Below are 21,982 nucleotides of genomic sequence, written 5' to 3' on the forward strand. Positions count from 1 at the left end.
TCATTCGTCACGGCTCACCGGGATGCCTTTATATACGTGCCGGCTTTATCTTGATAGATAGCGAGCTACGTATTTTGTAGGGAAATTGTTGCGAGTATGTGAATGAGTGTGAGTACCGCGGCTTACAAGGGCGCCGAGCAGCCGGTAAAAGGTATAGCACTGATTTGCCTGGCGGTTTTGCTGTTCGCCAGTCATGACACCCTGTCCAAATACCTGTCCGGCTTCTACCCCATCGTCATGGTGGTTTGGGCCCGGTATGTGGTGCACACGCTGTTGATGCTGGTGGTGTTCGTGCCGCGCAGCGGTTTTTCCGCCGTGGTCCGTACCAAGCGGCCTGGCCTGCAACTGTTGCGTGCCTTGTGCCTGATCGGCACCAGCCTGTTTTTCACCACCGGCCTGCGTTATATCCCCCTGGCCGAGGCCACCGCGGTCAACTTCCTCGCGCCCTTGCTAGTCACCGCGTTGTCCGTGCCGCTGCTGGGCGAACGGGTGACCCGCAGCCAGTGGCTGGCGGTGCTGGCCGGTTTCGTCGGGGTCTTGATTGTGATTCGTCCGGGCGGCGCCTTGTTCACCCCGGCGATCCTGCTGCCGCTGTGCTCGGCGTTGTGTTTCGGCTTCTACCAATTGCTCACCCGCAAGCTCAGCGGGGTCGACAGCCCCACCACCAGCAACTTCCTCACCGGGATTCTCAACAGCCTGATCATGAGTGCGGCGCTGCCGTTCTTCTGGAGTACGCCGACCCTGTGGCATGCCCTGTTCATGATCGGCCTCGGTACCTGCGGCATGCTCGGCCACCTGTTGCTGACCCAGGCCTTCCGCCATGCCGCGCCGGCAATGCTGGCGCCATTCAGCTACGGGCAGATCCTGTTCGCCGGCATGTACGGCTACCTGATTTTCGATCACACCCCGGACAGCTTCGGCATAGTCGGGATCGCGGTGATCTGCCTCAGCGGCCTGGCCGTGGCCTGGGGCCAGCGTAAGCGCAACTGATCGCGCCCCGCCCTTGTAGGAGCGAAGCTTGCTCGCGATGGTGGTCAAGGATAACGCGGTGTGCCTGAAGCTACCCGTTGCCCTTGGGTTTATCGCGAGCAAGCTTTGCTCCTACAGGTGAGCGCGCATGAAAAAGCCCCGGCTCTCGCGAGTCCGGGGCTTTTTAATTGAAGCGCCTTACAGCGTCGGGTAGTCGATATAGCCGACCGGGCCCTTGCCATAGAACAGTTCAGGACGCGCGTCGTTCAGCGGCGCATCGGCCTTCAGGCGGGCCGGCAGGTCCGGGTTGGCGATGAAGGGCACACCGAAGGCCACGGCATCGGCCTTGCCGCTGGCCAGCCAGGCGTTGGCGCTGTCCTTGGTGAAACGTTCGTTGGCGATGTACGGGCCGCCGAAGGCTTCTTTCAGTTGTGGGCCGAGGCTGTCGGCGCCTTCTTTCTCGCGGGAGCAGATAAAGGCGATACCGCGTTTGCCCAGCTCGCGAGCGACATAGGTGAAGGTTTCGGCCAGGTTGTCGTCGCCCATGTCATGGGAGTCGGCCCGTGGCGCCAGGTGTACGCCAACACGGCCGGCGCCCCAGACTTCGATGGCGGCGTCGGTCACTTCCAGCAGCAGGCGGGCACGGTTTTCCAGGGAACCGCCGTACTGGTCGGTGCGCTGGTTGGTGGAGCTTTGCAGGAACTGGTCCAGCAGGTAGCCGTTGGCGCCGTGGATTTCCACGCCGTCGAAACCGGCGGCCTTGGCGTTCTCGGCGCCGACGCGGTAGGCGTCGACGATATCGGCGATTTCAGCGGTTTCCAGGGCACGCGGGGTAGGGAAGTCAGCCAGCGGGCGTACCAGGCTGACATGGCCCTTGGGCTGGATGGCACTTGGCGCGACCGGCGCTTCGCCGTTCAGGTAGCTCGGGTGGGAAACCCGGCCCACGTGCCACAGTTGCAGGAAGATCTTGCCGCCCGCGCCGTGAACGGCCTTGGTCACGTTGCTCCAGCCGCGCACCTGGTCGTTGGACCAGATGCCCGGGGTGTCCGGGTAGCCGACGCCCATCGGGGTCACCGAGGTGGCCTCGCTGAGGATCAGGCCGGCGGAGGCGCGTTGCACGTAGTACTCGGCCATCAGCGCGTTCGGCACGCGGCCTTCGTCGGCGCGGCAGCGGGTCAGCGGCGCCATGATGATGCGGTTGGCCAGCTCGAGGTCGCCGAGTTTGATCGGATCGAAAATAGTCGTCATGAAATACACCCTTCTTTAGATGAACGTATCAGTTGGTCGCAGGAGCCAGTTCGGCATTGCCGCCCTGGCGAAAGGTAATCAGCGTCACCAGCAGGGCCAGGACCGCCAGCGCGGCGGCGGCCAGCGGCACGTTGACCAGGCCGTAGCCGTGGGCGATGACGCTGCCCCCGACCCAGGCGCCCAGGGCGTTGCCGATGTTGAAGGCGCCGATGTTCAGCGTGGACACCAGGTTCGGCGCGGCCTTGCCGAAGGTCACCACGTTGACCTGCAGGGCTGGCACCGCGGCGAAGCAGGCGGTGGCCCAGAGGAAGAGAGTGACTTCGGTGGGGATCAGCGCGACGCTGGTCCAGGTCAGCACGGAGCTGGTCACGGCCATGGCGATCAGCACGCCGACCAGGGTTCCCGACAGGCTTTTGTCGGCCATCTTGCCGCCGATGATGTTGCCCAGGGTCAGGCCCAGGCCGATCAGCACCAGGGTCCAGGTCACGCCTTGGGGCGAGACGCCGGTCACCTCGCCCAGCAGCGGGGCGACATAGGTGAACAGGGTGAACACCGAGGCGGAGAACAGCGCGGTCATGCTCAGCGACAGCCAGATCCCGGCGCCCTTGAGGGCGATCAGTTCCGAACGCATGTCGAGCTTCTCTTCGTCGCGCTTGGCCGGCAGGAAGCGGATCAGCCCGATCAGGGCAATCACGCCGATCAGGGTCACTGCCCAGAAGGTCGAACGCCAGCCGGCCTGTTGGCCCAGGGCGGTGCCCAGCGGTACGCCGAGCACGTTGGCCAAGGTCAGGCCGGTGAACATCAGGGCCACGGCGGAGGCACGCTTGTTGGCGGGCACCAGGCCTGCCGCGACCACCGAACCGATACCAAAGAAGGCGCCATGGCACAGGGCGGTGACCACACGGGCGAACATCAGCACGTCGTAGTCACTGGCCAGCGCACACAGCAGGTTGCCGACGATGAAAATCCCCATCAACGCTACCAGGGCGGCCTTGCGCGGCAGCCTGGCGGTGGCCAGGGCCATGAAGGGCGCGCCGATGGCCACGCCCAGGGCGTAGCCGGTCACCAGCCAGCCGGCGCCAGGGATCGACACACCCAGGTCATTCGCCACATCGGGCAGCAGGCCCATGATGACGAACTCGGTGGTGCCGATGGCGAAGGCGCTCAAGGCCAGGATGAGGAGCGAGAGGGGCATTGTCGGGTCCTTGTCAGCGTCGACTGCTGAGTTCTTTGGTGAGCGCTTCGAGGAAGGCTTGGATCACATCCTCGTTGCGTTTGAAAAAGTGCCATTGGCCGGCTTTCTGGCTGCTGATCAGGCCCGCCCGTTGCAAGGTCGCCAGGTGCGCGGACACGGTCGACTGCGACAGGCCGCAGCGTTGGTCGATCTGTCCGGCGCAGATGCCGTACTCGTGGTTGTGGGTCTGATCGGGGAACTGGACCTTCGGGTCCTTGAGCCAGATAAGGATGTCTCGTCGTACTGGGTGCGCCAGGGCTTTTATTATTTCGTCGAGGTCGATGGACATGGCGGTGCTCGTTTTCCGTAAAACGTTATATCGCGATGAGGCGAACTTTAAATCGCTATTTCGCGATATACCAATATGATTTTGATCTGAGATCAGCGTTAATCGGTATATCGGGTTATAACGATATGTGAGGCGCGGTGCTAAGCTGCGCGAATGAATTATCTCGCACATCTGCACCTCGGCGGCCAGCGCCCCGGTCAATTACTCGGCAGTCTGTATGGCGACTTTGTCAAAGGACGCCTGCAGGGCCAGTTCGACCCGGAAATCGAGGCGGCGATCCAGCTGCATCGCAGCATCGATATCTTTACCGACCGCCATCCGCTGGTGGGCGAGTCGCTGTCGCGTTTTTCCCTGACCCGCCGGCGTTACGCCGGCATCGTGCTGGACGTGTTTTTCGACCACTGCCTGGCCCGGGACTGGGCGCTCTATGCCGACCGGCCGTTGGAATTGTTCACCTCGGACGTGTACCGGGTGCTGGCGGGCGAACCCCGGTTACCCGGGCGCCTGGCGCAGATCGCGCCGCACATGGCCGCCCATGACTGGCTGGGTTCCTACCGGGAATTCGAGGTGCTGGAGCAGGTGTTGCAGGGGATTGCCCGGCGCCTGTCTCGCCCGGAAGAGCTGGCGGCGGCGATGGGCGAGCTGGAGCGGCTGTACCAGCCGTTGAGCGAGGATTTCCGGGCGTTCTACCCGCAGTTGCAGGCGTTCGCCGCGCAACACATACAGTCGCGGTAGGAGCCGGCAAGCCGGCTCCCCCCAGGGTCAGGCAGCGATCAGGTCGCCGGCACGCCGTGGTTCGGCTGGCTGGGCGATATCGCCAAACAGGACCTTTTGCACCGCCTGTTGCGCCTGGAACGCCAACGCGGCGCGCTCCTGGCCCTGGCAGGCAATCGGCTTGAGCAGATGGATTTCCACCCGACCCTGGTCGTTGGCGAACAGGCGCATCAGGTGCGACAGCAAATCATCATCGCCGATGAACGGCGCCAGCGGATCGATATCGCCATCGCGCAGGTAACGAATGGCCACCGGCTGCAAGGCCACGTCGGCTTCGATGGCGCTGGCCAGCAGGCGACCGTGGAAGGTGCGCAGGCTACGGCCGTCGGTGGTGGTGCCTTCGGGGAACATCAGCAGCGGGTGGGTCTGCTGCAGATGGCGGGTCATCTGTTTGCGGATCAACTGGCTGTCGCCCGAACCACGGCGGATAAACAGGCTGCCAGCCTTGGCGGCCAGCCAGCCGGCGACCGGCCAGGTGCGCACTTCGGCCTTGGACAGGAACGACAGCGGCGTCAGCGCGCCGAGCAACGGGATATCGGTCCAGGACACATGATTGCTGACCCACAGCATCGGCTGTTTCGGCAACTCGCCGTGCACCGTCACGCCGAAGGGCAGGGCATTGCTCAGGCGCGCCATGAAAAAGCGCGACCAGCGCTGGCGCCGGACCATGGAATTGGCGATGCCCAGGCGCTCGAACACGCCGAACACGCAGGCCATGCTCAGGCCCAGCGCCACCACCAGCAGCACGCGGGCGATGCGCCCGTAGACCCGCAGCCGGCGCATCACACGGCTGCCTTGAAGTGGCGGGCGTAGCGCGGGCAAAGCTCGTCGCGCTTGAGCAGGATGAACACGTCGGCCACCTGGAAGTCCTGGTCCCAGCACGGCTCGCCGCAGATCTTCGCGCCCAGGCGCATGTAGGCCTTGAGCAGCGGCGGCATCTCGGCGATGACGTTGGACGGGATGTCGAGGTTCGGCAGCGGGTTCTTCGGTTCGGCGCGCAGGTGTTCGGTGCACAGGTAGCGTTCGCGCAGGCGCTGCATGATCGCGTGGGCCTGCACGCCGCCGTCCTGCATCGGGATGCTGGCGCAGCCCATCAGGTAGCTGTAGCCGCCCTGGTTGAGCACTTCGGCCAGTTCGCCCCAGAGCACGGCGATGGTGCCGCCGTTGCGGTAGGCCGGGTCGACGCAGGTACGGCCGATCTCCAGGATCGGGCCCTTGAGCTGGACCAGGCCGTGCAGGCTGAATTCTTCTTCACTGTAGAAACGCCCCAGGCTGCTGGCGGCCTGGTGGTCGAGCAGGCGGGTGGTGGCGACCAGGCGGCCGCTGTTCAAGTCACGCACGCCGATATGGCTGCAGTGGACATCATAGTCATCCATGTCCAGACCCAGCTCAGCGCCTTTCAGTTTGGCGTTGAACTCGCCGCTGAAGACGTTGAAGCGCAGGGCCTGGGCTTCTTGCAGGGCCGCGGCGCCAACCAGGCGCTCGGCTTGCAGGCGGCGTTCATTGCCGGTGTCGCTGATGCGGGCGATCTGAGTCATTGTGAATCTCCGTGCGGGCCACTGACCCGCCTTGGGTTGCAGCCGATCGACTTTGTTGTGCAAAGTCAGGCTATGTAGCCCCGGTGTCATCGCCATGAAGCTTTGGTGATGCTTATATGACAGCCCCTGAGGACCCGCTTATGCCCTGGCAAGCCCTGCTGCACAGCCGTCGCCGACTGCCCGCCCACCCGGACCTGGCCGAAGGTTATGCCGCGTTGTTACAGGAGCTGTTATTACAGGAGCCGGGGCCCGTGACGCCCTTCGAGCTGGCGGTGCGCGGCGGGCGGCTGATGGCCACCCCGGGGCTGGCCTTCCTGGTGGGCTACCAGGCGGCCTTGCGCATGCTTTGGCCCAGCGCGCCGCTGAGCCTGGGCGCCCTGTGCGCCACCGAGCAGCGCAGCCTGCGCCCGGCCGATATGCAGACCCGGCTGCAGGACCTGCACCTGAGCGGGCGCAAGGACTTCGTCACCGCCGGCGATGCCGCCGACTGGCTGCTGATCGCCGCCCGCTGCGAAGCGCAAGGCGAATCGCCGCGCCTGAGCCTGGCGGTGGTCTACGCCGGCGAGCCTGGGGTCAAGGTCGACAAGCTGCCGGCGATCCCGCTGATGCCGGACATCAGTCACGGCCGCCTGCAACTGGATAACGCCCTGTGCGAACTGCTGGCGGGCGACGGTTGGGATGCCTACGTCAAACCCTTCCGCACCCTGGAAGACATCTATGTGCTCAGCGCCATGACGGCCTGGCTGTATGGCGTTGGCCAGGACAACGACTGGCCGCAGACCCTGCTCCTGCAATTGCTGGCCTTGCTCGCCGGTTGCGCGGAAGTTAGCCGGCAGAACCCCTCGCTGAGCAGCGGGCATGTGTTGCTGGGCGGGCTGTTCGCCCAGTTCGACGGGCTCAAGCCGGCCCTTGAACAGGCCTTTGCCGATGGCCCGGCGCAGTGGGCCGAATTGTGGACGCGCGATCGGGCGGTGCTGGACCTGGCGGCGGGGGCGCGGAGCAAACGCCTGGCCAAGGCGCTGGCCTTATAAAGGAAGGGCCGCGGGTGGCAAAAAACTGTCATCTCCCTGGTCTACCCTCAGCGGGTTCCCTTGCCCGAGTTCCCGCCATGCTCAAAGGCTCGACCCTGCTGCTTGCGCTGCTATTCATGCTCCCACCGGCCTGGGCCGAGAACTGGCCCGGCGCGCAATGGAGCAAGGGCCCCGTAGTCAGCGGCCCGGCCCTCGAGGCGCTGGAGACATACGCCTTCGCCCCTCGCAACGACGCGACCCGCCTGGGCATCCGCAGCGATGCCTTGCTGGTGATCCGCGACGGCCAGTTGATCTATGAGCGTTACGCCGGTCCGAGCAGTGCCGACACCCCGCACCTGACCTGGTCCATCAGCAAAAGCCTGTTGGCCGCGGTACTGGGCGTGGCTTATGGCGAAGGGCGTTTCCAGTTGCAGGACAAGGCCGCCCGCTTCCTTCCGGCGTTGCGCCAGCACCCGGAGATCAGCCTGTCTGACCTGTTGCACTGGGCCTCGGGCCTGGATTGGCAGGAGGACTACGAGTACGCGCCGCTGAAGTCCTCGGTGGTGGCCATGCTCTACACCCGTGGCCACGGCGATATGGCGACCTTTACCGCCGAGCACCCGGCCTTCAGCGCGCCGGGGCAGGTGTTTCGTTATTCCAGCGGCGACACCAATCTGCTGTCGGCGGCCCTGAAAGGCATGCTGGGAGCCCAGCGTTACGCCGACTATCCATGGCAGGCGCTGTTCGAGCCCCTGGGCATTACCCACGCCGTGTGGGAAAGCGACGCCAGCGGGACCTTCGTCGGTTCGTCCTATGCCTACCTCACCGCACGGGACCTGGCACGGGTCGGCCTGTTGATGTTGCGTGACGGACGCTGGGGCGAGCGCCAGTTGTTGCCCAGGGACTGGGTCGAATTCAGTCGTACACCGTTCGCCGGTTATCAGGCGAACCAGGACGAGTTGGTGCCCGGCGGCCACTGGTGGCTCAATCGCGCCGTCGGCGGCGCCCCATCGCCCTGGCCGGACGCGCCGGCCGATACCTTCGCGGCGTTGGGCCATTGGGGGCAGGCGCTGTACGTGATCCCCAGCGCCGGGCTGGTGATCGTGCGTTATGCCGACGACCGCGACGGCAGCTATAGCCACAACCAGTTGCTCAAACTGGCCCTGGCGGCCTTCGCCCGGCAGGTGCAGCCATGAGCCGGCGTCCGTGGGTCGTGCGCCATCCCTTCGCCAGCCTGCTGTTGCTGGCGCTGCTGGCCTTGTTCGGCTGGGGCTGGAGCGAGCGGGTCGCCCTGCGGGCCTTCCCGGACATCCTCAGCGCCTACAGCGCCAAGGAGTACTGTTCCTGCCGCTACGTGATGCACAACGCTGCCGAGTACTGCGAAGGTTATGTGCAGCAGTACCTGCCGCTCAAAAGTCTGCGGGACGATGCCGAGCACAAGCGGGTGAGCGCCAGCGGCCTGGGACGCAGCCACAGCGCTGTCTGGCTGAGTGAGCGCCAGGGCTGTCGACTGGAGCCCTGAACGGCGCCACGCAAAGATCGGTAATCCTTTCCCGGGGCTGTCAGCCCCATGTTTACTGGCTCCCCGCACAAGGTTCCACCCTGTGGAACCACATTCGATTGTCGCAGGCGACGGCTCGCGGTTATCTGAGGGCACGCCGCGATCACGCCTTGTTGCACCGTGAGACGCTCCGAAAAAAAGAACGGGATTACACCCGGCCAAGGAGATACGTCATGACCCGTTTCCCGCATATCTTTGCCTGGCTCGACGATGTCGCCAGCGACCTGCGCGCCGTTCGCCAGGACATCCACGCCCATCCCGAACTCGGCTTCGAGGAGAACCGCACCTCGGCGCTGGTCGCCCGTTCCCTGGAGGAGTGGGGTTATGAAGTGCATAGCGGTATCGGCAAGACCGGCGTGGTCGGTGTGCTGCGCAACGGCAGCAGCCCACGCCGGCTGGGCCTGCGCGCCGACATGGACGCCTTGCCGATCATCGAGAACAGCGGCGTGGCCTACAGCAGCCGCCACAGCGGGTGCATGCATGCCTGCGGGCACGATGGCCACACCGCCATGCTCCTCGGCGCGGCGCGCTACCTGGCGGCCACGCGCCAGTTCGACGGCACCCTGACCCTGATTTTCCAGCCGGCCGAAGAAGGCCAGGGCGGCGCCGAAGCGATGCTCGCCGACGGCCTGTTGGAGCGTTTCCCCTGCGATGCGCTGTTCGGCATGCACAACATGCCGGGGCTGCCGGCCGGTCACCTGGGCTTTCGTGAAGGGCCGATGATGGCCTCCCAGGACCTGCTCACCGTGACCCTCGAAGGCGTGGGCGGGCACGGTTCGATGCCGCACCTGACGGTCGATCCGCTGGTGGCTGCGGCCAGTGTGGTGATGGCCTTGCAAACCGTGGTGGCGCGCAACATCGATGCCCAGGAGGCGGCGGTGGTGACGGTGGGTGCGCTGCAGGCCGGCGAGGCGGCCAACGTCATCCCGCAACAGGCGCTGCTGCGCCTGAGCCTGCGGGCGCTGAACGCGCCGGTGCGCGAGCAGATGCTCGAACGGGTCAGGACGATCATCCACACCCAGGCCCAGAGCTTCGGCTGCTCCGCCAGCATCGAACATCGCCCGGCCTATCCGGTGCTGGTCAACAGCCCGGAGCAGACCGAATTCGCCCGTCAGGTCGGGGTGGCGCTGCTGGGCGAGCAGGCGGTCGACGGCAACACCCGCAAGCTGATGGGCAGCGAAGACTTCGCCTGGATGCTGCAGCGTTGCCCCGGCAGCTACCTGTTCATCGGCAACGGCCTGTCCCGGCCGATGGTCCACAACCCCGGCTACGACTTCAACGACGACATCCTGCTGACCGGCGCCGCCTATTGGGCCGCGCTGGCCGAGAGCTGGCTCGAGCCGGCCTGAGTTTTCCCTTTCTTCTGCCGCTGAATCGGGTGCCCGTGGCGCCCGGCACTTCCCATAAAGGCTCGACTCGTTACCCGAGAGGCCCGACAAAAATAGAAGGACAGCGCTCATGCATACCCCGAGATCCAGTGTTTCGCGTACCCGGCAAGTGGTCGCCGCCGTGATCGGCAACGCCTTGGAGTGGTACGACTTCATCGTCTACGGCTTTCTGGCCAGCATCATCGCCCGGCAGTTTTTCCCCTCCGACGACGAGTACGCCTCGCTGCTGATGGCCCTGGCCACCTTCGGCGTGGGCTTTTTCATGCGCCCGGTGGGAGGCGTCCTGCTGGGCATGTATTCGGACCGCAAAGGCCGCAAGGCCGCCATGCAACTGATCATCCGCCTGATGACGGTTTCCATCGCCCTGATCGCCTTTGCCCCCAACTACGCGGCCATCGGCATGGGCGCGCCGCTGATGATCGTCGTCGCGCGCATGCTGCAAGGCTTCGCCACCGGTGGCGAATACGCCAGCGCCACGGCTTTCCTGGTGGAAAGCGCGCCGGCGCATCGCAAGGGCCTGTACGGCTCCTGGCAACTGGTCGGGCAATGCCTGGCGGTGTTCTCCGGGGCGGCGATGGTGGCGTTGGTCACCCATCTGTTCTCGCCCGAGGACCTCGATCTGTGGGGCTGGCGCCTGCCGTTCGTCATCGGCCTGCTGATCGGTCCGGTGGGCCTGTGGATCCGCAAGTACATGGAAGAGCCGGAAGCCTTCGTCGAGGCCCGCAAGCAGGTACGTGGCAACGGCCCGGGCCTGATGCAGGTGCTACGCGAGCACCGGCGCAGCATCCTGGTGTCCATGGGCCTGGCCTGTGGTGCGACGGTGTCGTTCTACGTGGTGCTGGTGAACATGCCGACCTTCGCCCACAAGAACCTCGGCTTGCCGCTGGACCAGGTGTTGCTGGTGCAGATGTTCGCGGTGGCGCTGATGACGGTGGTGATTCCGTTGTCCGGCGCCCTGTCGGACCGGCTGGGACGGCGTCCGGTGTTGCTGGCCTTCACCCTGGCGTTTTTTGTCATGGTGTACCCGCTGTACGTCTGGGTGGCCGCGGCGCCCTCGATCGAGCGGTTGCTGGTGATGCAGGTGCTGCTGTGCAGCGCCATCGGCGGCTTCTTCGGCCCGGCGCCGACGGCGCTGGCCGAGCAGTTCCCGGTGCAAGTACGTTCCACCGGGGTGTCGGTGGCCTACAACGTGGCGGTCATGGTCTTCGGCGGCTTTGCCCCGCTGATCGTGACCTGGCTCAGCAAGGTGCTGGGTACCCCGGTGGCCCCGGCGTTTTATGTATTGTTTGCCTGCGTGCTGACGCTGCTGGGCACTTATTGCCTGCATGAGGCACCCAGGGAGAAGAAACCGAGCGCACTGAATTTCGGGGTGAAGCCTTGATGGATATCGCAGCACAAGACTTTGGGCCCATCGTTGAGCTGGGCGCCGTCGAACTGTCCCGGGCGATCCACGCCCGCAGGTTTTCCTGTCGCGAAGTGATGTCGGCCTACCTGGACCGGATCGAGCGCTGCAACTCCCGGGTCAATGCCCTGGTGTCCCTGCGCGAGCGCCAGGTATTGCTGGCCGAGGCCGAGGAGCGCGACCGTCAGTTGGACCGGGGCCAATCCCTGGGCTGGATGCACGGCATGCCCCAGGCGATCAAGGACCTGGCGGCCACCGCCGGGCTGCGCACGACCCTGGGCTCGCCGCTGTTCGCCGAACAGATACCGGCCCACGACGCCATCTGCGTGGAGCGGGTCCGGGCCAGCGGGGCGATCATCGTCGGCAAGAGCAACGTGCCGGAGTTCGGCCTGGGCTCGCAGACCTACAACAAGGTGTTCGGCACCACCGGCAACGCCTATGACCCGAGGCTGAATGCCGGTGGCAGCAGTGGCGGGGCGGCGGTGGCCCTGGCGCTGCGCATGCTGCCGGTGGCCGATGGCAGCGACATGATGGGCTCGTTGCGCAACCCGGCGGCCTTCAACAACGTCTTTGGCCTGCGCCCGTCCCAGGGTCGGGTACCCCATGGCCCGGCGCCGGAGCTGTTCGTCCAGCAACTGGCCACCGAGGGACCGATGGGCCGCAGCGTGGCCGATATCGCCCGCCTACTCGCCACTCAGGCCGGGTACGACCCGCGGGTGCCCTTGTCGCTCAAGGACGACCCGGCGATCTTCAACGAGCCCTTGCAGCGGGACTTTCGCGGCGTGCGCCTGGGCTGGCTGGGGGACTTCGACGGCTACCTGGCCATGGACGATGGCGTGCTGGCGCTGTGCGAGTCGGCGCTGGGGGACTTTCGCCAACTGGGTTGCGAGGTCGAAGCCTGCCAGCCGGAGTTTTCCATGGCCGCGCTGTGGCAGTGCTGGCTGGTGCACCGGCATTGGCTGGTCCAGGGCAACCTGGGGCCGCTGTATGCCGACCCGCAGAAGCGCCAGCTGCTCAAGCCCGAGGCACAGTGGGAGGTCGAGGGCGGGCTGGGCCTGAGCGCGGCGGATGTCTACCGCGCCTCGCAGGTTCGCAGCGACTGGTACCGGGCCCTGGAGCGCCTGTTCGAACGTTACGATTTCCTGCTGTTGCCCAGCGCCCAGGTGTTCCCTTTCGATGCAGGGGTGCCGTGGCCACGCTTTGTCGGAGGGCGGGAGATGGACACCTACCATCGCTGGATGGAGGTGGTGATCGGCCCGACCCTGGCCGGCCTGCCGAGCCTCAGCGTGCCGGTCGGCTTCAATCCGGCGGGCCTGCCCATGGGCGTGCAGATCATCGGCCCGGCCCAGGCCGACCGGGCGGTGTTGCAGCTCGGTCATGCCCACGAACTGCTGACGCAGTGGGTCAGGCGCCGGCCGCCTGGTCATCCGTTGTAACCCTCGAACCGAGGTGTGCGGGGTTATCGGGCCCGCATCTTGCTGCGTAAAACGCTTATCCATCTGCTTATCAGGGAGGTCGGCATATGGCCAGCAAGGTAGAAACCGGCAGTGTGCGTTCGGTCGAACGGGCGTTGGCGATCGTCGAACTGCTGGGCCAGCACCAGGCCCTGGGCCTGGAGGAACTGCACTACCTGACGGCGCTGCCCAAGGCCACGGTGTCGCGCATGCTCCTGACGTTGCAGGAGCAGGGCTGGATCTATCGCGGCCTGAGCGACCGGCGTTACCGGCTGTGCGCCAGGCGGCTGTTCGGCGACCAGCAGCAACGCTTCAAACGGCAGCTGGTGGAGCGCGCCGCGCCCTGGTTGCAGGCGTTGAGCGAGCGCACCGGGCTGGTGGTCGACCTGTCGTGTTTCGACGGCGAGCGCCTGGAGGTCATGGAAAGTTCGATCCCGGCGGTGCTGCGCAAGCGTTATCCGCATAACTGCCAGATCGTCGGCCACTATTCGAGCCTGTTCCATTCGGCGATGGGCAAGGCGTGCCTGGCCGAGCTGGATCACGAGCAGGTCCAGCGCCTGGCCGTCCGCGACCGGGTGCCCCAGGAGGACCAGTACCGCGCCTGCGAACAATCCCAGCATCAGGGGTTCGGCCAGCGCACCGAGGGTTATTGGGAGTACCCGGTGCGGCTGCCGTTCCTGATCCGCGCCGTGGCCTTGCCGATTCGTGACCAGGGCCGGCTGGTGGGCAGCATGGCCCTGCACTGGCCGATGGACCAGGCGCCGGTGGAGCGGGTGCTGAGCCTGCACCTGGCCAGCCTCGAGGCGACTGTCCAGGATGTCGAGCGCAGCTTGATCTAGACTCAGCCGCTCGGCTTGGCATTACGGCGTATCCGGACCACCGGCTGCCCTGTTCGGGGCCGCTGCGTCGGAATGCCGCCCAGGCCCATCGCAGCCTGCGGCAGCGGCTACAGGGGACTGGGGATCTTTTTCGTCTTTATGCACTCCGAGTATTCGCCGTTCACGGCCCTGTCGCTGTTTGCAAGCGCACGCGGGCCGGTTAAGGTTCGGCTCAGATTTCTCGACCCCATGAGTCTTCCATGTTCAACGCCTCTTTCCCCAAGGCCCTGGCCGCTTTGCTGCTGGCCTGCGCGGCCTGGCCGGCCCAGGCCAACTGGTACCTGGACAATGAGTCCTCGCGCCTGTCTTTCGTCACCACCAAAAACGCCAATGTTTCCGAAGTCCAGCGCTTCCTGGTCCTGCACGGCAAGGTCGACGCCAAGGGCATGGCGCAGCTGGAAGTCGAGCTGGACTCAATCAACAGCGGGATTCCGCTGCGCGACGAGCGCATGCGCAAGGAGCTGTTCGAGATCGACCGGCACCCCGATGCCCTGATCAATGCGCAGATCAACCTGCGGCCGATCAACGACCTGGCGCCCGGCGCGCAGATCGAACTGCGTCTGCCGGTCAACGTCACCCTGCACGGCAAACAGCACGAATACACCGCCGAACTCCTGGCCACGCGCCTGGACGACCGTCGCTTCCAGGTGGTGACCCTGGAGCCGCTGGTGCTCAATGCTGCCGATTTCGACCTGCTGCCGGGGCTCGAAACCCTGCGCAAGGCGGCCGGTCTGTCGGCGATCAGTCTGTCGGTGCCGGTGGGTGCGGTGCTGATCTTCACGGCGCGCTGATATGGCAGGCGCGGTCTTTCCCTGGCGTGAAGGTAATCGCTTCGAGTTGCTGATCGACGGTCCGAGTTTTTTCCCGCGGATGCTGGTGGCGATTGCCCGTGCCCGTGAGCAGGTGGAACTGGAACTGTATCTGGTGGAGGCGGGCGCTTGTGCCGAAGCCATGGTCCAGGCCCTGACCCAGGCCGCCGAGCGCGGGGTGCGGGTGCGTTGTCTGTTCGATGACTACGGCAGCCTGGCCTTCACCATGGGCCTGCGCCAGCGCCTGATGGGCGCCGGGGTCGAACTGCGTTTCTACAATCGCCTGAGCTGGCGCCGCGGGGTGCGCAACCTGTACCGCGACCACCGCAAGTTGCTGCTGGTGGATCAGGAGCTGGCGGTGGTCGGCGGCACCGGGGTGACCGATGAATTCTGGAACCCGCTGCAGGACAGCTGCGACTGGCATGAGGTCATGGTGGAAATCAGCGGGCCGCTGGTGCTCGACTGGCAGATCCTGTTCGACCGGCAGTGGATCGCCAACCGCCATCGCACCGCCTGGAAGCCGGCGTCGAACTTCGGTCTGCCACGCCTGCCGCGGGTGCCGGCGCAAGGTGAGGGCATGGGCCGGGTGGCCTATGCCGACGCCCGGCAACATCGGGACATTCTGCAATCGCTGGTGCGCGCACTGAACAGCGGGCAACGGCGGATCTGGCTGGCGACCCCGTATTTCCTGCCGACCTGGAAGGTCCGGCGCTCCCTGCGGCGTGCGGCGGGACGCGGGGTGGATGTGCGCCTGCTGCTGACTGGGCCGCGCACCGATCACCCATCGGTGCGGTATGCCGGGCATCGTTATTACCCGCGCTTGCTGCGGGCCGGGGTGAAGATCTTCGAATACCAGCCGCGTTTCCTGCACTTGAAGATGGTGCTGATCGACGATTGGGTGAGCATTGGCTCGTGCAACTTCGATCACTGGAACCTGCGCTTCAACCTCGAGGCCAACCTCGAAGCCCTCGACCTGCCGCTCACCGACGCGGTGACCGCGAGCTTCCTCGCCGACTTCGAGCAGAGCCAGGAAGTCAGCCTCGAAGCCTGGAAGAAGCGCCCGCTGTGGCGGCGGATCAAGCAGCGGATCTGGGGCTGGGTGGACCGGCTGGTGGTGAACCTGCTCAATCGCCGCGACTGAACCAGTCCTGGCCTGGCTTGTGCTTCTGTAGGAGCCAAGCTTGCTGGCGATGTGGGCAACGCGGTGTGTCAGGGAAATCGCTATCGCGGGCAAGCCTCGCTCCTACATGGGCAGGAGCGAGGTTGAGGGGGAGGGTTACAGCAGTTCGAAGCTCTGTTGCTTGACGTCCCGGGAGTCCAGGCCGATCTCGACCTTGAACTCGCCCGGTTCCGCGGCGTACTTGAGCTGGGCGTTGTAGAACTTCAGGTCGTCTTCGCTGATGCTGAAGCGGATCACCTTCTGTTCGCCGGCCTTGAGCTGCACTTTCTGGAAGTCCTTCAGTTCCTTGATCGGGCGGATCATGGAGCCGGCGACGTCCTGGATATACAGCTGCACCACGGTTTCGCCGTCGCGCTTGCCGGTGTTCTTCAGGGTCACGCTGGCGTCGAGCTTGCCGCTCTTGTTCAGCATGGTCGACGACAGGGCCATGTCCGACAGGCTGAAGGTGGTGTAGCTCAGGCCATAACCGAACGGAAACAGGGGACCTGTGGTGTCGTCGAAGTACTGCGAGGTGTAGTTGCCTGGCTTGCCCGGGGTGAACGGCCGGCCGATGGTCAGGTGGTTGTAGTAGGTCGGGATCTGCCCCACCGAACGCGGGAAGGTGATCGGCAGCTTGCCGGACGGGTTGTAGTCGCCGAACAGCACATCGGCGATGGCGTTGCCGCCTTCGGTGCCGCTGAACCAGGTTTCCAGGATCGCGTCGGCCTGCTCGTTCTCGTCGAGCAGCGCCAGTGGACGGCCGTTCATCAACACCAGCACCAGCGGCTTGCCGGTGGCCTTGAGGGCCTTGATCAGCTCGCGCTGGCTGGCCGGGATGTGCAGGTCGGTACGGCTCGAGGATTCGTGGGACATGCCCCGCGATTCGCCCACCGCCGCCACCACCACGTCAGCCTGCTGCGCGGCCTTCACCGCTTCGTCGATCAGTTGCTGGGCCGGGCGTGGATCGTCCACCACTTCCGGGGCATCGAAGTTGAGGAAGTTCAGGTAGTCGACCACTGCCTTGTCGGCGGTGATGTTCGAGCCACGGGCGTAGATCAGCTGCGCCTTGTCGCCCAGGGCATTGCTCATGCCGTCGAACAGGGTGACCGACTGCGCCGGCACGCCGGCGGCGGCCCAACTGCCCATCATGTCGATCGGCGCCTTGGCCAGCGGGCCGACCAGGGCGATCTTGCCGGCCTTTTTCAGCGGCAGGGTGTCGTTGGCGTTCTTCAGCAGCACCAGGCTGCGGCGTGCCACATCGCGGGCGTCGCTGCGGTGCAGGCGGCTTTCGGCGTTGGTCTCGGCCGGGTCTTCCTCGGCCTTGCCGATGCGCAGGTAGGGGTTGGCGAACAGGCCCATGTCGTACTTGGCGGCCAGCACTTCGCGCACGGCGTTGTCCAGGTCGCGCTGGCTGACGTCACCGGACTTGATCAGCCCCGGCAGTTCCTTGGCGTACAGCGAGTCGTTCATGCTCATGTCGATGCCGGCCTTGATCGCCAGCTTGGCGGCTTCGCGGCCGTCCTTGGCGACGCCGTGGCGCATCAGTTCGACGATGGCGCCGTGGTCGCTCACCGCCAGGCCCTTGAAGCCCCACTCCTTGCGCAGCAGGTCGTTCATCAGCCAGGTGTTGGAGGTGGCCGGCACGCCGTTGATCGAGTTCAACGCCACCATCACCCCGCCGGCACCCGCGTCGATCGCGGCGCGGTAGGGCGGCAGGTAGTCCTGGTACATCTTCACCGGGCTCATGTCGACGATGTTGTAGTCGCGACCGCCTTCCACCGCGCCGTACAGGGCGAAGTGCTTGACGCTGGCCATGATGCTGTCGGCGTTCTTCGGGCTGTCGCCCTGGTAGGCCTTGACCATCACCTTGGCGATGCGCGAGACCAGGTAGGTGTCTTCGCCGAAGCCTTCGGAGGTGCGGCCCCAGCGCGGGTCGCGGGAGATGTCGACCATCGGCGCGAAGGTGATGTCCAGGCTGTCGGCGCTGGCTTCCTGGGCGGCGATGCGCCCGGAGCGGCCGATGGCGTCCATGTCCCAGCTCGACGCCAGGGCCAGGGGAATCGGGAAAATCGTGCGGTGGCCGTGGATCACGTCATAGGCGAAGAACATCGGGATCTTCAGCCGGCTGCGCATGGCCGCGTCCTGCATCGGCCGGTTTTCCGGGCGGGTGATGGAGTTGAAGGTACCGCCGATGCGGCCGGCGGCGATTTCCTTGCGGATCATCTCGCGGGGCATTTCCGGACCGATGCTGATCAGGCGCAACTGGCCGATCTTTTCATCGAGGGTCATCTGCTTGAGCAGGTTGTCGATGAAGGCGTCCTTGTTCTGCAGGACGGCATCGGAAAAGGGTTTTTCCTGGGCCGATACCGGCGTGGTGGTGGCCAGGGCAGGGTGACTGGCCAGGCTGACCAGCAAGCCCAGCAAACACAGCTTCTTCATGAATATTGTTCTCTAGGGCCTAAAACAGACGCGATCAGTACGCGTCGAGCGGCCGAAAATTGGGAGAGCGGCTAATAAGGAACGACTATTGTTGTTCGGATAAATGCAGCACACTTCTGAACTCTTTTTCGCGCTGGGCATCTTTTAGCCGATTGGCCCGATGCAATCCAGTGGTGGCGGCAGATTATGTCGATGCACTCGATTCAAAGGGTTACAGGTTCCATCCCCTAGGTTGCAAGGAGCGTCACCACTATGAACGTACGACAGAGCCTGCGCTCAAGCTGGCCCGTGATGGCATTGCTGTTGCTCAGCAGCCTGCTCAGCGGCTGCGGGATCAACAACATCCCGACCCTCGACGAACAGGCCAAGGCGGCCTGGGGCCAGGTACAGAACCAGTACCAGCGGCGCGCCGACCTGATTCCCAACCTGGTGGAAACGGTCAAGGGCTACGCCAAGCATGAGCAGGAGACCCTGACTGCGGTGATCGAGGCGCGGGCCAAGGCCACCTCGATCCAGGTCGACGCCAGCACCCTGGACAACCCGGAAAAACTCAAGCAGTTCCAGCAGGCCCAGGACCAGCTGACCGGCGCCTTGAGCCGGCTGATGGTGGTGTCCGAGCGTTATCCGGACCTCAAGGCCAACCAGAACTTCCTGGCCCTGCAGTCGCAGCTCGAAGGCACCGAGAACCGCATCGCCGTGGCCCGTCGCGATTTCATCCTCGCGGTGCAGAAGTACAACACCGAGATCCGTACCTTCCCCGGCCGCCTGTGGCACAGCGTGATGTACAGCGACCTGCCGGTGCGCGAGACCTTCGAGGCCACCAGCCCCGACGCCGACAAAGCGCCAGAAGTGAAGTTCTGATCAGCAGCGGTTGACCCTGGGCCGTGCGAACGGCCACGGGATCCGACCCGGCGTTACCACGGATGAGGTTCCAATGCGCGTGTTGAGAGTTGGCCTGGTGCTGTTGCTCTGGGTGTTTGCGATAACGGCCCAGGCCGAGCTGAAGTTCCCGGCGCTGAGCGGGCGGGTGGTGGACAACGCCCAGATGATCGAGCCGGCGGTGCGCCAGCAACTGACCCAGGAGCTGACCTCCCACGAGCAGTCCACTGGCGAGCAGGTGGTGGTCGTGACCCTGCCGGACCTGCAAGGCACCAGCATCGAGGACTTCGGCTATCAACTGGGGCGCTACTGGGGCATCGGCCAGAAGGACAAGAATAACGGCGCCTTGTTGATCGTCGCCCGCGATGACCGCAAGCTGCGCATTGAAGTCGGTTACGGCCTGGAAGACCGCCTGACCGACGCGCAAAGTTCGGTGATCATCCATCAGGTGATCACCCCGGCCTTCAAGACCGGCAATTTCAGCAAAGGCATCAGCGACGGCGTGTCGGCCATGTTACTGGTGCTGGGCGGCAATCCACTGGACGAGCCGAGCACCGCCTATGACGGTGGCGGCGAGCGCGGCGGTGAGTTTTTCGATCGGCATCCCGGTGCCCTGGTGTTCCTGGTGCTGCTGTTTATCGTGACGATCTTCGTCTGCCAGTTGCTCGGCATCCTGCCCAGCGGTGGCGGCGGGCGTGGCGGTTCCGGTGGTTTTGGCGGGGGCGGTTTTGGTGGCGGAGGCTTTGGCGGCGGAGGCGGCGGGGGCTTCAGCGGTGGCGGTGGTAGCTTTGGCGGCGGCGGATCGTCGGGCGGCTGGTGACTAAAAATAATTAATGAGTATGGGAAGACATGGCACTACTGAGTGAGTACGAACAACGGCAGGTCGCCGAGGCGATCGCCCGGGTCGAGCAGCAGACCGATGCCGAACTGGTCACCGTGCTGGCCGCCCGCGCCGACGACTACGCCTATATCCCCTTGCTCTGGGCCAGCCTGTTGGCGCTGATCGTTCCGGGCGTGGTGCATTACGCCACCGGCTGGATGAGCATGCACCTGTTGCTGCTGGTGCAGTGGGCGACCTTTATCCTGCTCTGCCTGGTGTTCCGCATTCCACGGATCACCACCCGCCTGATTCCACGCTCGGTACGCCACTGGCGCGCCTCGAACCTGGCCCGCCGCCAGTTTCTCGAACAGAACCTGCACCATACCGTCGGCAGCACCGGGATGCTGATCTTCGTCTGCGAAGCCGAGCGCTATGTAGAGATCCTGGTGGACGAGGGCATTTCCAAGCGCCTCGACGACAAGACCTGGGACGCCATCGTCCAGGCCTTCACCCAGCAGGTGAAACAGGGGCAGACCCTGCAAGGCTTCATTACCTGCATCGAGGCCTGCGGCGAACTGCTCAAGGTGCATGTGCCGGTGACCCACGTGCGCAACGAGCTGCCCAACCGGCTGGTGGTCCTGGCCTGATTTTCTGTAGCCGCTGCCGCAGGCTGCGATCGGCCGAAAGGCCGTGGCGTTCTCAAGATCGCTGGAGGTCCTGCGGACCTTGCGCAGCCTGCGGCAGCGGCTACAGGAAGCCCAATCCCGTGGAATTCTGCACCGCCGGGTAAATAACTCCGTGCCCCGGCGGGCCATCCCCCCTAAAATACCCGCCATTCCCCGATTCACACCCCGCATCGCCCGAGGCGTCTTTTACATGTCTGCAACCGCAACCTCCGCCAGCCTCGCGCCGGATCATCACGCCCAGTTTCTCGATCTGCTGGAAACCAGCCTGGCGCAGAACGCCTTTATCAAACTGGTGCTGGCCAAGCATGTGGGGGCCGAGGCGGATTTGCAGCGGCTGATCATCAAGCAGCTGACGGTCAAGGAGCAGCCGTGCCTGTCCTTCGTCTACCGCTACAAGACCCGCGACATCACCAAGAACTTCCCCCTGGACGAAGGCGTGGCGCTGATCGCCGGGCTGCTGCCGGCGTCGTTCAAGAACGCGCACTTGCTGTCGCTCACCGATGAAGTGCAGCTCGAATACAGCAAGAAGGGCAAAAGCTCGCTGTTCAAGGGCAAGGCCCAGCAGCAGCGCGAAGTACCGTCCGCCGAGCACAACCGCGAGAAGAATCGCTACCTGGAGTTGAGCCGGCCCTTCCTCACCGACCTGGGGGTGACCAACAAGCAGCACGAGCTGATCCCGGCGATGTCGCGCAAGTGGAAGCAGATCAACAAGTTCATCGAGGTCTTCAGCCATGCGCTGAGTTCGTCGCCGATCGACCTGCAACAGCCGGTGCGGGTCGCCGACTTCGGTTCCGGCAAGGGCTACCTGACCTTCGCCATCCACGACTACCTGTGCAACACCTTGCAGGCGCAAGGGCAGGTGACCGGCGTCGAACTGCGCGAAGACATGGTGACCCTGTGCAACGCCGCGGCGGTGCGCCTGGACCACCAGGGCCTGGAGTTCAAATGCGGCGACGTGCGCAGCGTGGCGCCGAGCGAGCTGGACGTGATGATCGCCCTGCATGCCTGCGATATCGCCACCGACTACGCGATCCACACCGGCATTCGCTCCGGCGCGTCGATCATCATGTGCTCGCCGTGCTGCCACAAACAGATCCGCCCGCAGATGCAGAGCCCGGCGCTGCTCAAGCCGATGCTGCAATACGGGCTGCACCTGGGCCAGCAGGCGGAGATGGTCACCGACAGCCTGCGCGCGCTGTTCCTCGAAGCCTGCGGGTACGAGACCAAGGTCTTCGAATTCATCTCCCTGGAGCACACCAACAAGAACAAGATGATCCTCGCGGTCAAACGCGCCGAACCCCAGGACCCGACCCAGCTGCTGGCGAAGATCGGCGAGCTCAAGGCCTTCTACCACATCAGCGAACACTGCCTGGAAACCCTGTTGCGGGCCGACGGCTACCTGGGCTGATCACGCGCCTGTAGCCGCTGCCGCAGGCTGCGATCGG

Annotated in this window: 21 protein-coding genes; 15 read left to right on the forward strand and 6 right to left on the reverse strand. The window is 65.0% G+C overall.

Annotated features, from left to right (window positions below; genetic code table 11):
• Positions 1 to 102 precede the first annotated feature (102 nt).
• Complete coding sequence (locus C4K38_RS06860) at positions 103 to 990, forward strand: DMT family transporter (protein WP_053277749.1); 888 nt, start codon at positions 103 to 105, stop codon at positions 988 to 990.
• Positions 991 to 1,167: 177 nt separating this feature from the next.
• Here the strand turns inward: C4K38_RS06860 and C4K38_RS06865 are convergent, their stop codons facing one another.
• The 3 genes from C4K38_RS06865 to C4K38_RS06875 are packed head-to-tail and all read right to left on the reverse strand — an operon-like array spanning position 1,168 to position 3,740.
• A complete protein-coding gene (locus tag C4K38_RS06865) occupies positions 1,168 to 2,217 on the reverse strand; it encodes an alkene reductase (protein WP_053277750.1) in 1,050 nt (349 codons plus the stop codon).
• 28 nt (positions 2,218 to 2,245) lie between these two features.
• The gene (locus C4K38_RS06870) at positions 2,246 to 3,412 is read right to left on the reverse strand and encodes an MFS transporter (protein WP_053277751.1); all 1,167 of its coding nucleotides are present in this window, start codon (positions 3,410 to 3,412) and stop codon (positions 2,246 to 2,248) included.
• A gap of 13 nt (positions 3,413 to 3,425) precedes the next feature.
• A complete protein-coding gene (locus tag C4K38_RS06875) occupies positions 3,426 to 3,740 on the reverse strand; it encodes an ArsR/SmtB family transcription factor (RefSeq protein WP_025806770.1) in 315 nt (104 codons plus the stop codon).
• A gap of 153 nt (positions 3,741 to 3,893) precedes the next feature.
• Between C4K38_RS06875 and C4K38_RS06880 the strand changes: the two genes are divergently transcribed.
• Positions 3,894 to 4,475, forward strand: a complete 582-nt coding sequence (locus tag C4K38_RS06880; RefSeq protein ID WP_053277752.1) for an acyl carrier protein phosphodiesterase — start codon at positions 3,894 to 3,896, stop codon at positions 4,473 to 4,475.
• Positions 4,476 to 4,502: 27 nt separating this feature from the next.
• Here C4K38_RS06880 and C4K38_RS06885 read toward each other — a convergent pair whose 3' ends face one another.
• Both C4K38_RS06885 and olsB read right to left on the reverse strand, forming a co-directional pair.
• Positions 4,503 to 5,297: a lysophospholipid acyltransferase family protein gene (locus tag C4K38_RS06885; RefSeq protein WP_038581586.1), complete on the reverse strand. Its 795-nt coding sequence runs from the start codon at positions 5,295 to 5,297 to the stop codon at positions 4,503 to 4,505.
• Positions 5,297 to 6,052, reverse strand: a complete 756-nt coding sequence (gene olsB, locus C4K38_RS06890; RefSeq protein ID WP_007926556.1) for an L-ornithine N(alpha)-acyltransferase — start codon at positions 6,050 to 6,052, stop codon at positions 5,297 to 5,299. The genes C4K38_RS06885 and olsB overlap by 1 nt, the downstream gene beginning before the upstream one ends.
• Before the next feature lie 140 nt (positions 6,053 to 6,192).
• Here olsB and C4K38_RS06895 point away from each other — a divergent pair, with 140 nt between their 5' ends.
• From C4K38_RS06895 to C4K38_RS06935, 9 genes are all read left to right on the forward strand, one after another.
• Positions 6,193 to 7,083 carry an acyl-CoA dehydrogenase family protein gene (locus C4K38_RS06895; RefSeq protein ID WP_053277753.1) on the forward strand — a complete coding sequence of 297 codons (891 nt, stop codon included), beginning with the start codon at positions 6,193 to 6,195 and terminating at the stop codon, positions 7,081 to 7,083.
• A 77-nt stretch (positions 7,084 to 7,160) separates the two neighbouring features.
• A complete protein-coding gene (locus C4K38_RS06900) occupies positions 7,161 to 8,258 on the forward strand; it encodes a serine hydrolase domain-containing protein (protein WP_053277754.1) in 1,098 nt (365 codons plus the stop codon).
• Complete coding sequence (locus C4K38_RS06905) at positions 8,255 to 8,584, forward strand: hypothetical protein (protein WP_053277755.1); 330 nt, start codon at positions 8,255 to 8,257, stop codon at positions 8,582 to 8,584. Before C4K38_RS06900 ends, C4K38_RS06905 begins: the two co-directional genes overlap by 4 nt.
• A 212-nt stretch (positions 8,585 to 8,796) precedes the next feature.
• Positions 8,797 to 9,972 (forward strand): M20 aminoacylase family protein, encoded by a 1,176-nt coding sequence (locus tag C4K38_RS06910; RefSeq protein WP_053277756.1) that lies wholly within the window; start codon positions 8,797 to 8,799, stop codon positions 9,970 to 9,972.
• Between the two features lie 109 nt (positions 9,973 to 10,081).
• Positions 10,082 to 11,392, forward strand: coding sequence for a citrate-proton symporter (locus C4K38_RS06915; protein WP_053277757.1), 1,311 nt, complete (start codon positions 10,082 to 10,084; stop codon positions 11,390 to 11,392).
• Positions 11,392 to 12,849: an amidase gene (locus C4K38_RS06920; RefSeq protein ID WP_053277758.1), complete on the forward strand. Its 1,458-nt coding sequence runs from the start codon at positions 11,392 to 11,394 to the stop codon at positions 12,847 to 12,849. Before C4K38_RS06915 ends, C4K38_RS06920 begins: the two co-directional genes overlap by 1 nt.
• Positions 12,850 to 12,935: 86 nt before the next feature.
• Positions 12,936 to 13,706, forward strand: a complete 771-nt coding sequence (locus C4K38_RS06925) for an IclR family transcriptional regulator (RefSeq protein ID WP_053277759.1) — start codon at positions 12,936 to 12,938, stop codon at positions 13,704 to 13,706.
• Positions 13,707 to 13,945: 239 nt separating this feature from the next.
• Complete coding sequence (locus C4K38_RS06930) at positions 13,946 to 14,536, forward strand: YceI family protein (protein WP_053277760.1); 591 nt, start codon at positions 13,946 to 13,948, stop codon at positions 14,534 to 14,536.
• A gap of 1 nt (position 14,537) precedes the next feature.
• Positions 14,538 to 15,695: a phospholipase D-like domain-containing protein gene (locus C4K38_RS06935; RefSeq protein ID WP_053277761.1), complete on the forward strand. Its 1,158-nt coding sequence runs from the start codon at positions 14,538 to 14,540 to the stop codon at positions 15,693 to 15,695.
• 135 nt (positions 15,696 to 15,830) lie between these two features.
• On the opposite strand, the gene bglX is transcribed toward C4K38_RS06935, so the two are convergent.
• Positions 15,831 to 18,152, reverse strand: a complete 2,322-nt coding sequence (gene bglX, locus C4K38_RS06940; protein ID WP_053277762.1) for a beta-glucosidase BglX — start codon at positions 18,150 to 18,152, stop codon at positions 15,831 to 15,833.
• A 252-nt stretch (positions 18,153 to 18,404) separates the two neighbouring features.
• Between bglX and C4K38_RS06945 the strand changes: the two genes are divergently transcribed.
• The 4 genes from C4K38_RS06945 to C4K38_RS06960 all read left to right on the forward strand — a co-directional run bounded on the left by C4K38_RS06945 (position 18,405) and on the right by C4K38_RS06960 (position 21,945).
• Complete coding sequence (locus C4K38_RS06945; protein ID WP_053277763.1) at positions 18,405 to 19,013, forward strand: LemA family protein; 609 nt, start codon at positions 18,405 to 18,407, stop codon at positions 19,011 to 19,013.
• Between the two features lie 73 nt (positions 19,014 to 19,086).
• On the forward strand, positions 19,087 to 19,851 hold the full coding sequence (locus C4K38_RS32695) for a TPM domain-containing protein (protein ID WP_053277764.1): 765 nt from the start codon (positions 19,087 to 19,089) through the stop codon (positions 19,849 to 19,851).
• Positions 19,852 to 19,880: 29 nt separating this feature from the next.
• On the forward strand, positions 19,881 to 20,498 hold the full coding sequence (locus C4K38_RS06955; protein WP_053277765.1) for a TPM domain-containing protein: 618 nt from the start codon (positions 19,881 to 19,883) through the stop codon (positions 20,496 to 20,498).
• 229 nt (positions 20,499 to 20,727) lie between these two features.
• Positions 20,728 to 21,945 carry a class I SAM-dependent methyltransferase gene (locus C4K38_RS06960; RefSeq protein ID WP_053277766.1) on the forward strand — a complete coding sequence of 406 codons (1,218 nt, stop codon included), beginning with the start codon at positions 20,728 to 20,730 and terminating at the stop codon, positions 21,943 to 21,945.
• Positions 21,946 to 21,982: the final 37 nt, after the last annotated feature.

It is taken from the genome of Pseudomonas chlororaphis subsp. piscium, assembly GCF_003850345.1.
Lineage (GTDB): Bacteria > Pseudomonadota > Gammaproteobacteria > Pseudomonadales > Pseudomonadaceae > Aquipseudomonas > Aquipseudomonas piscium.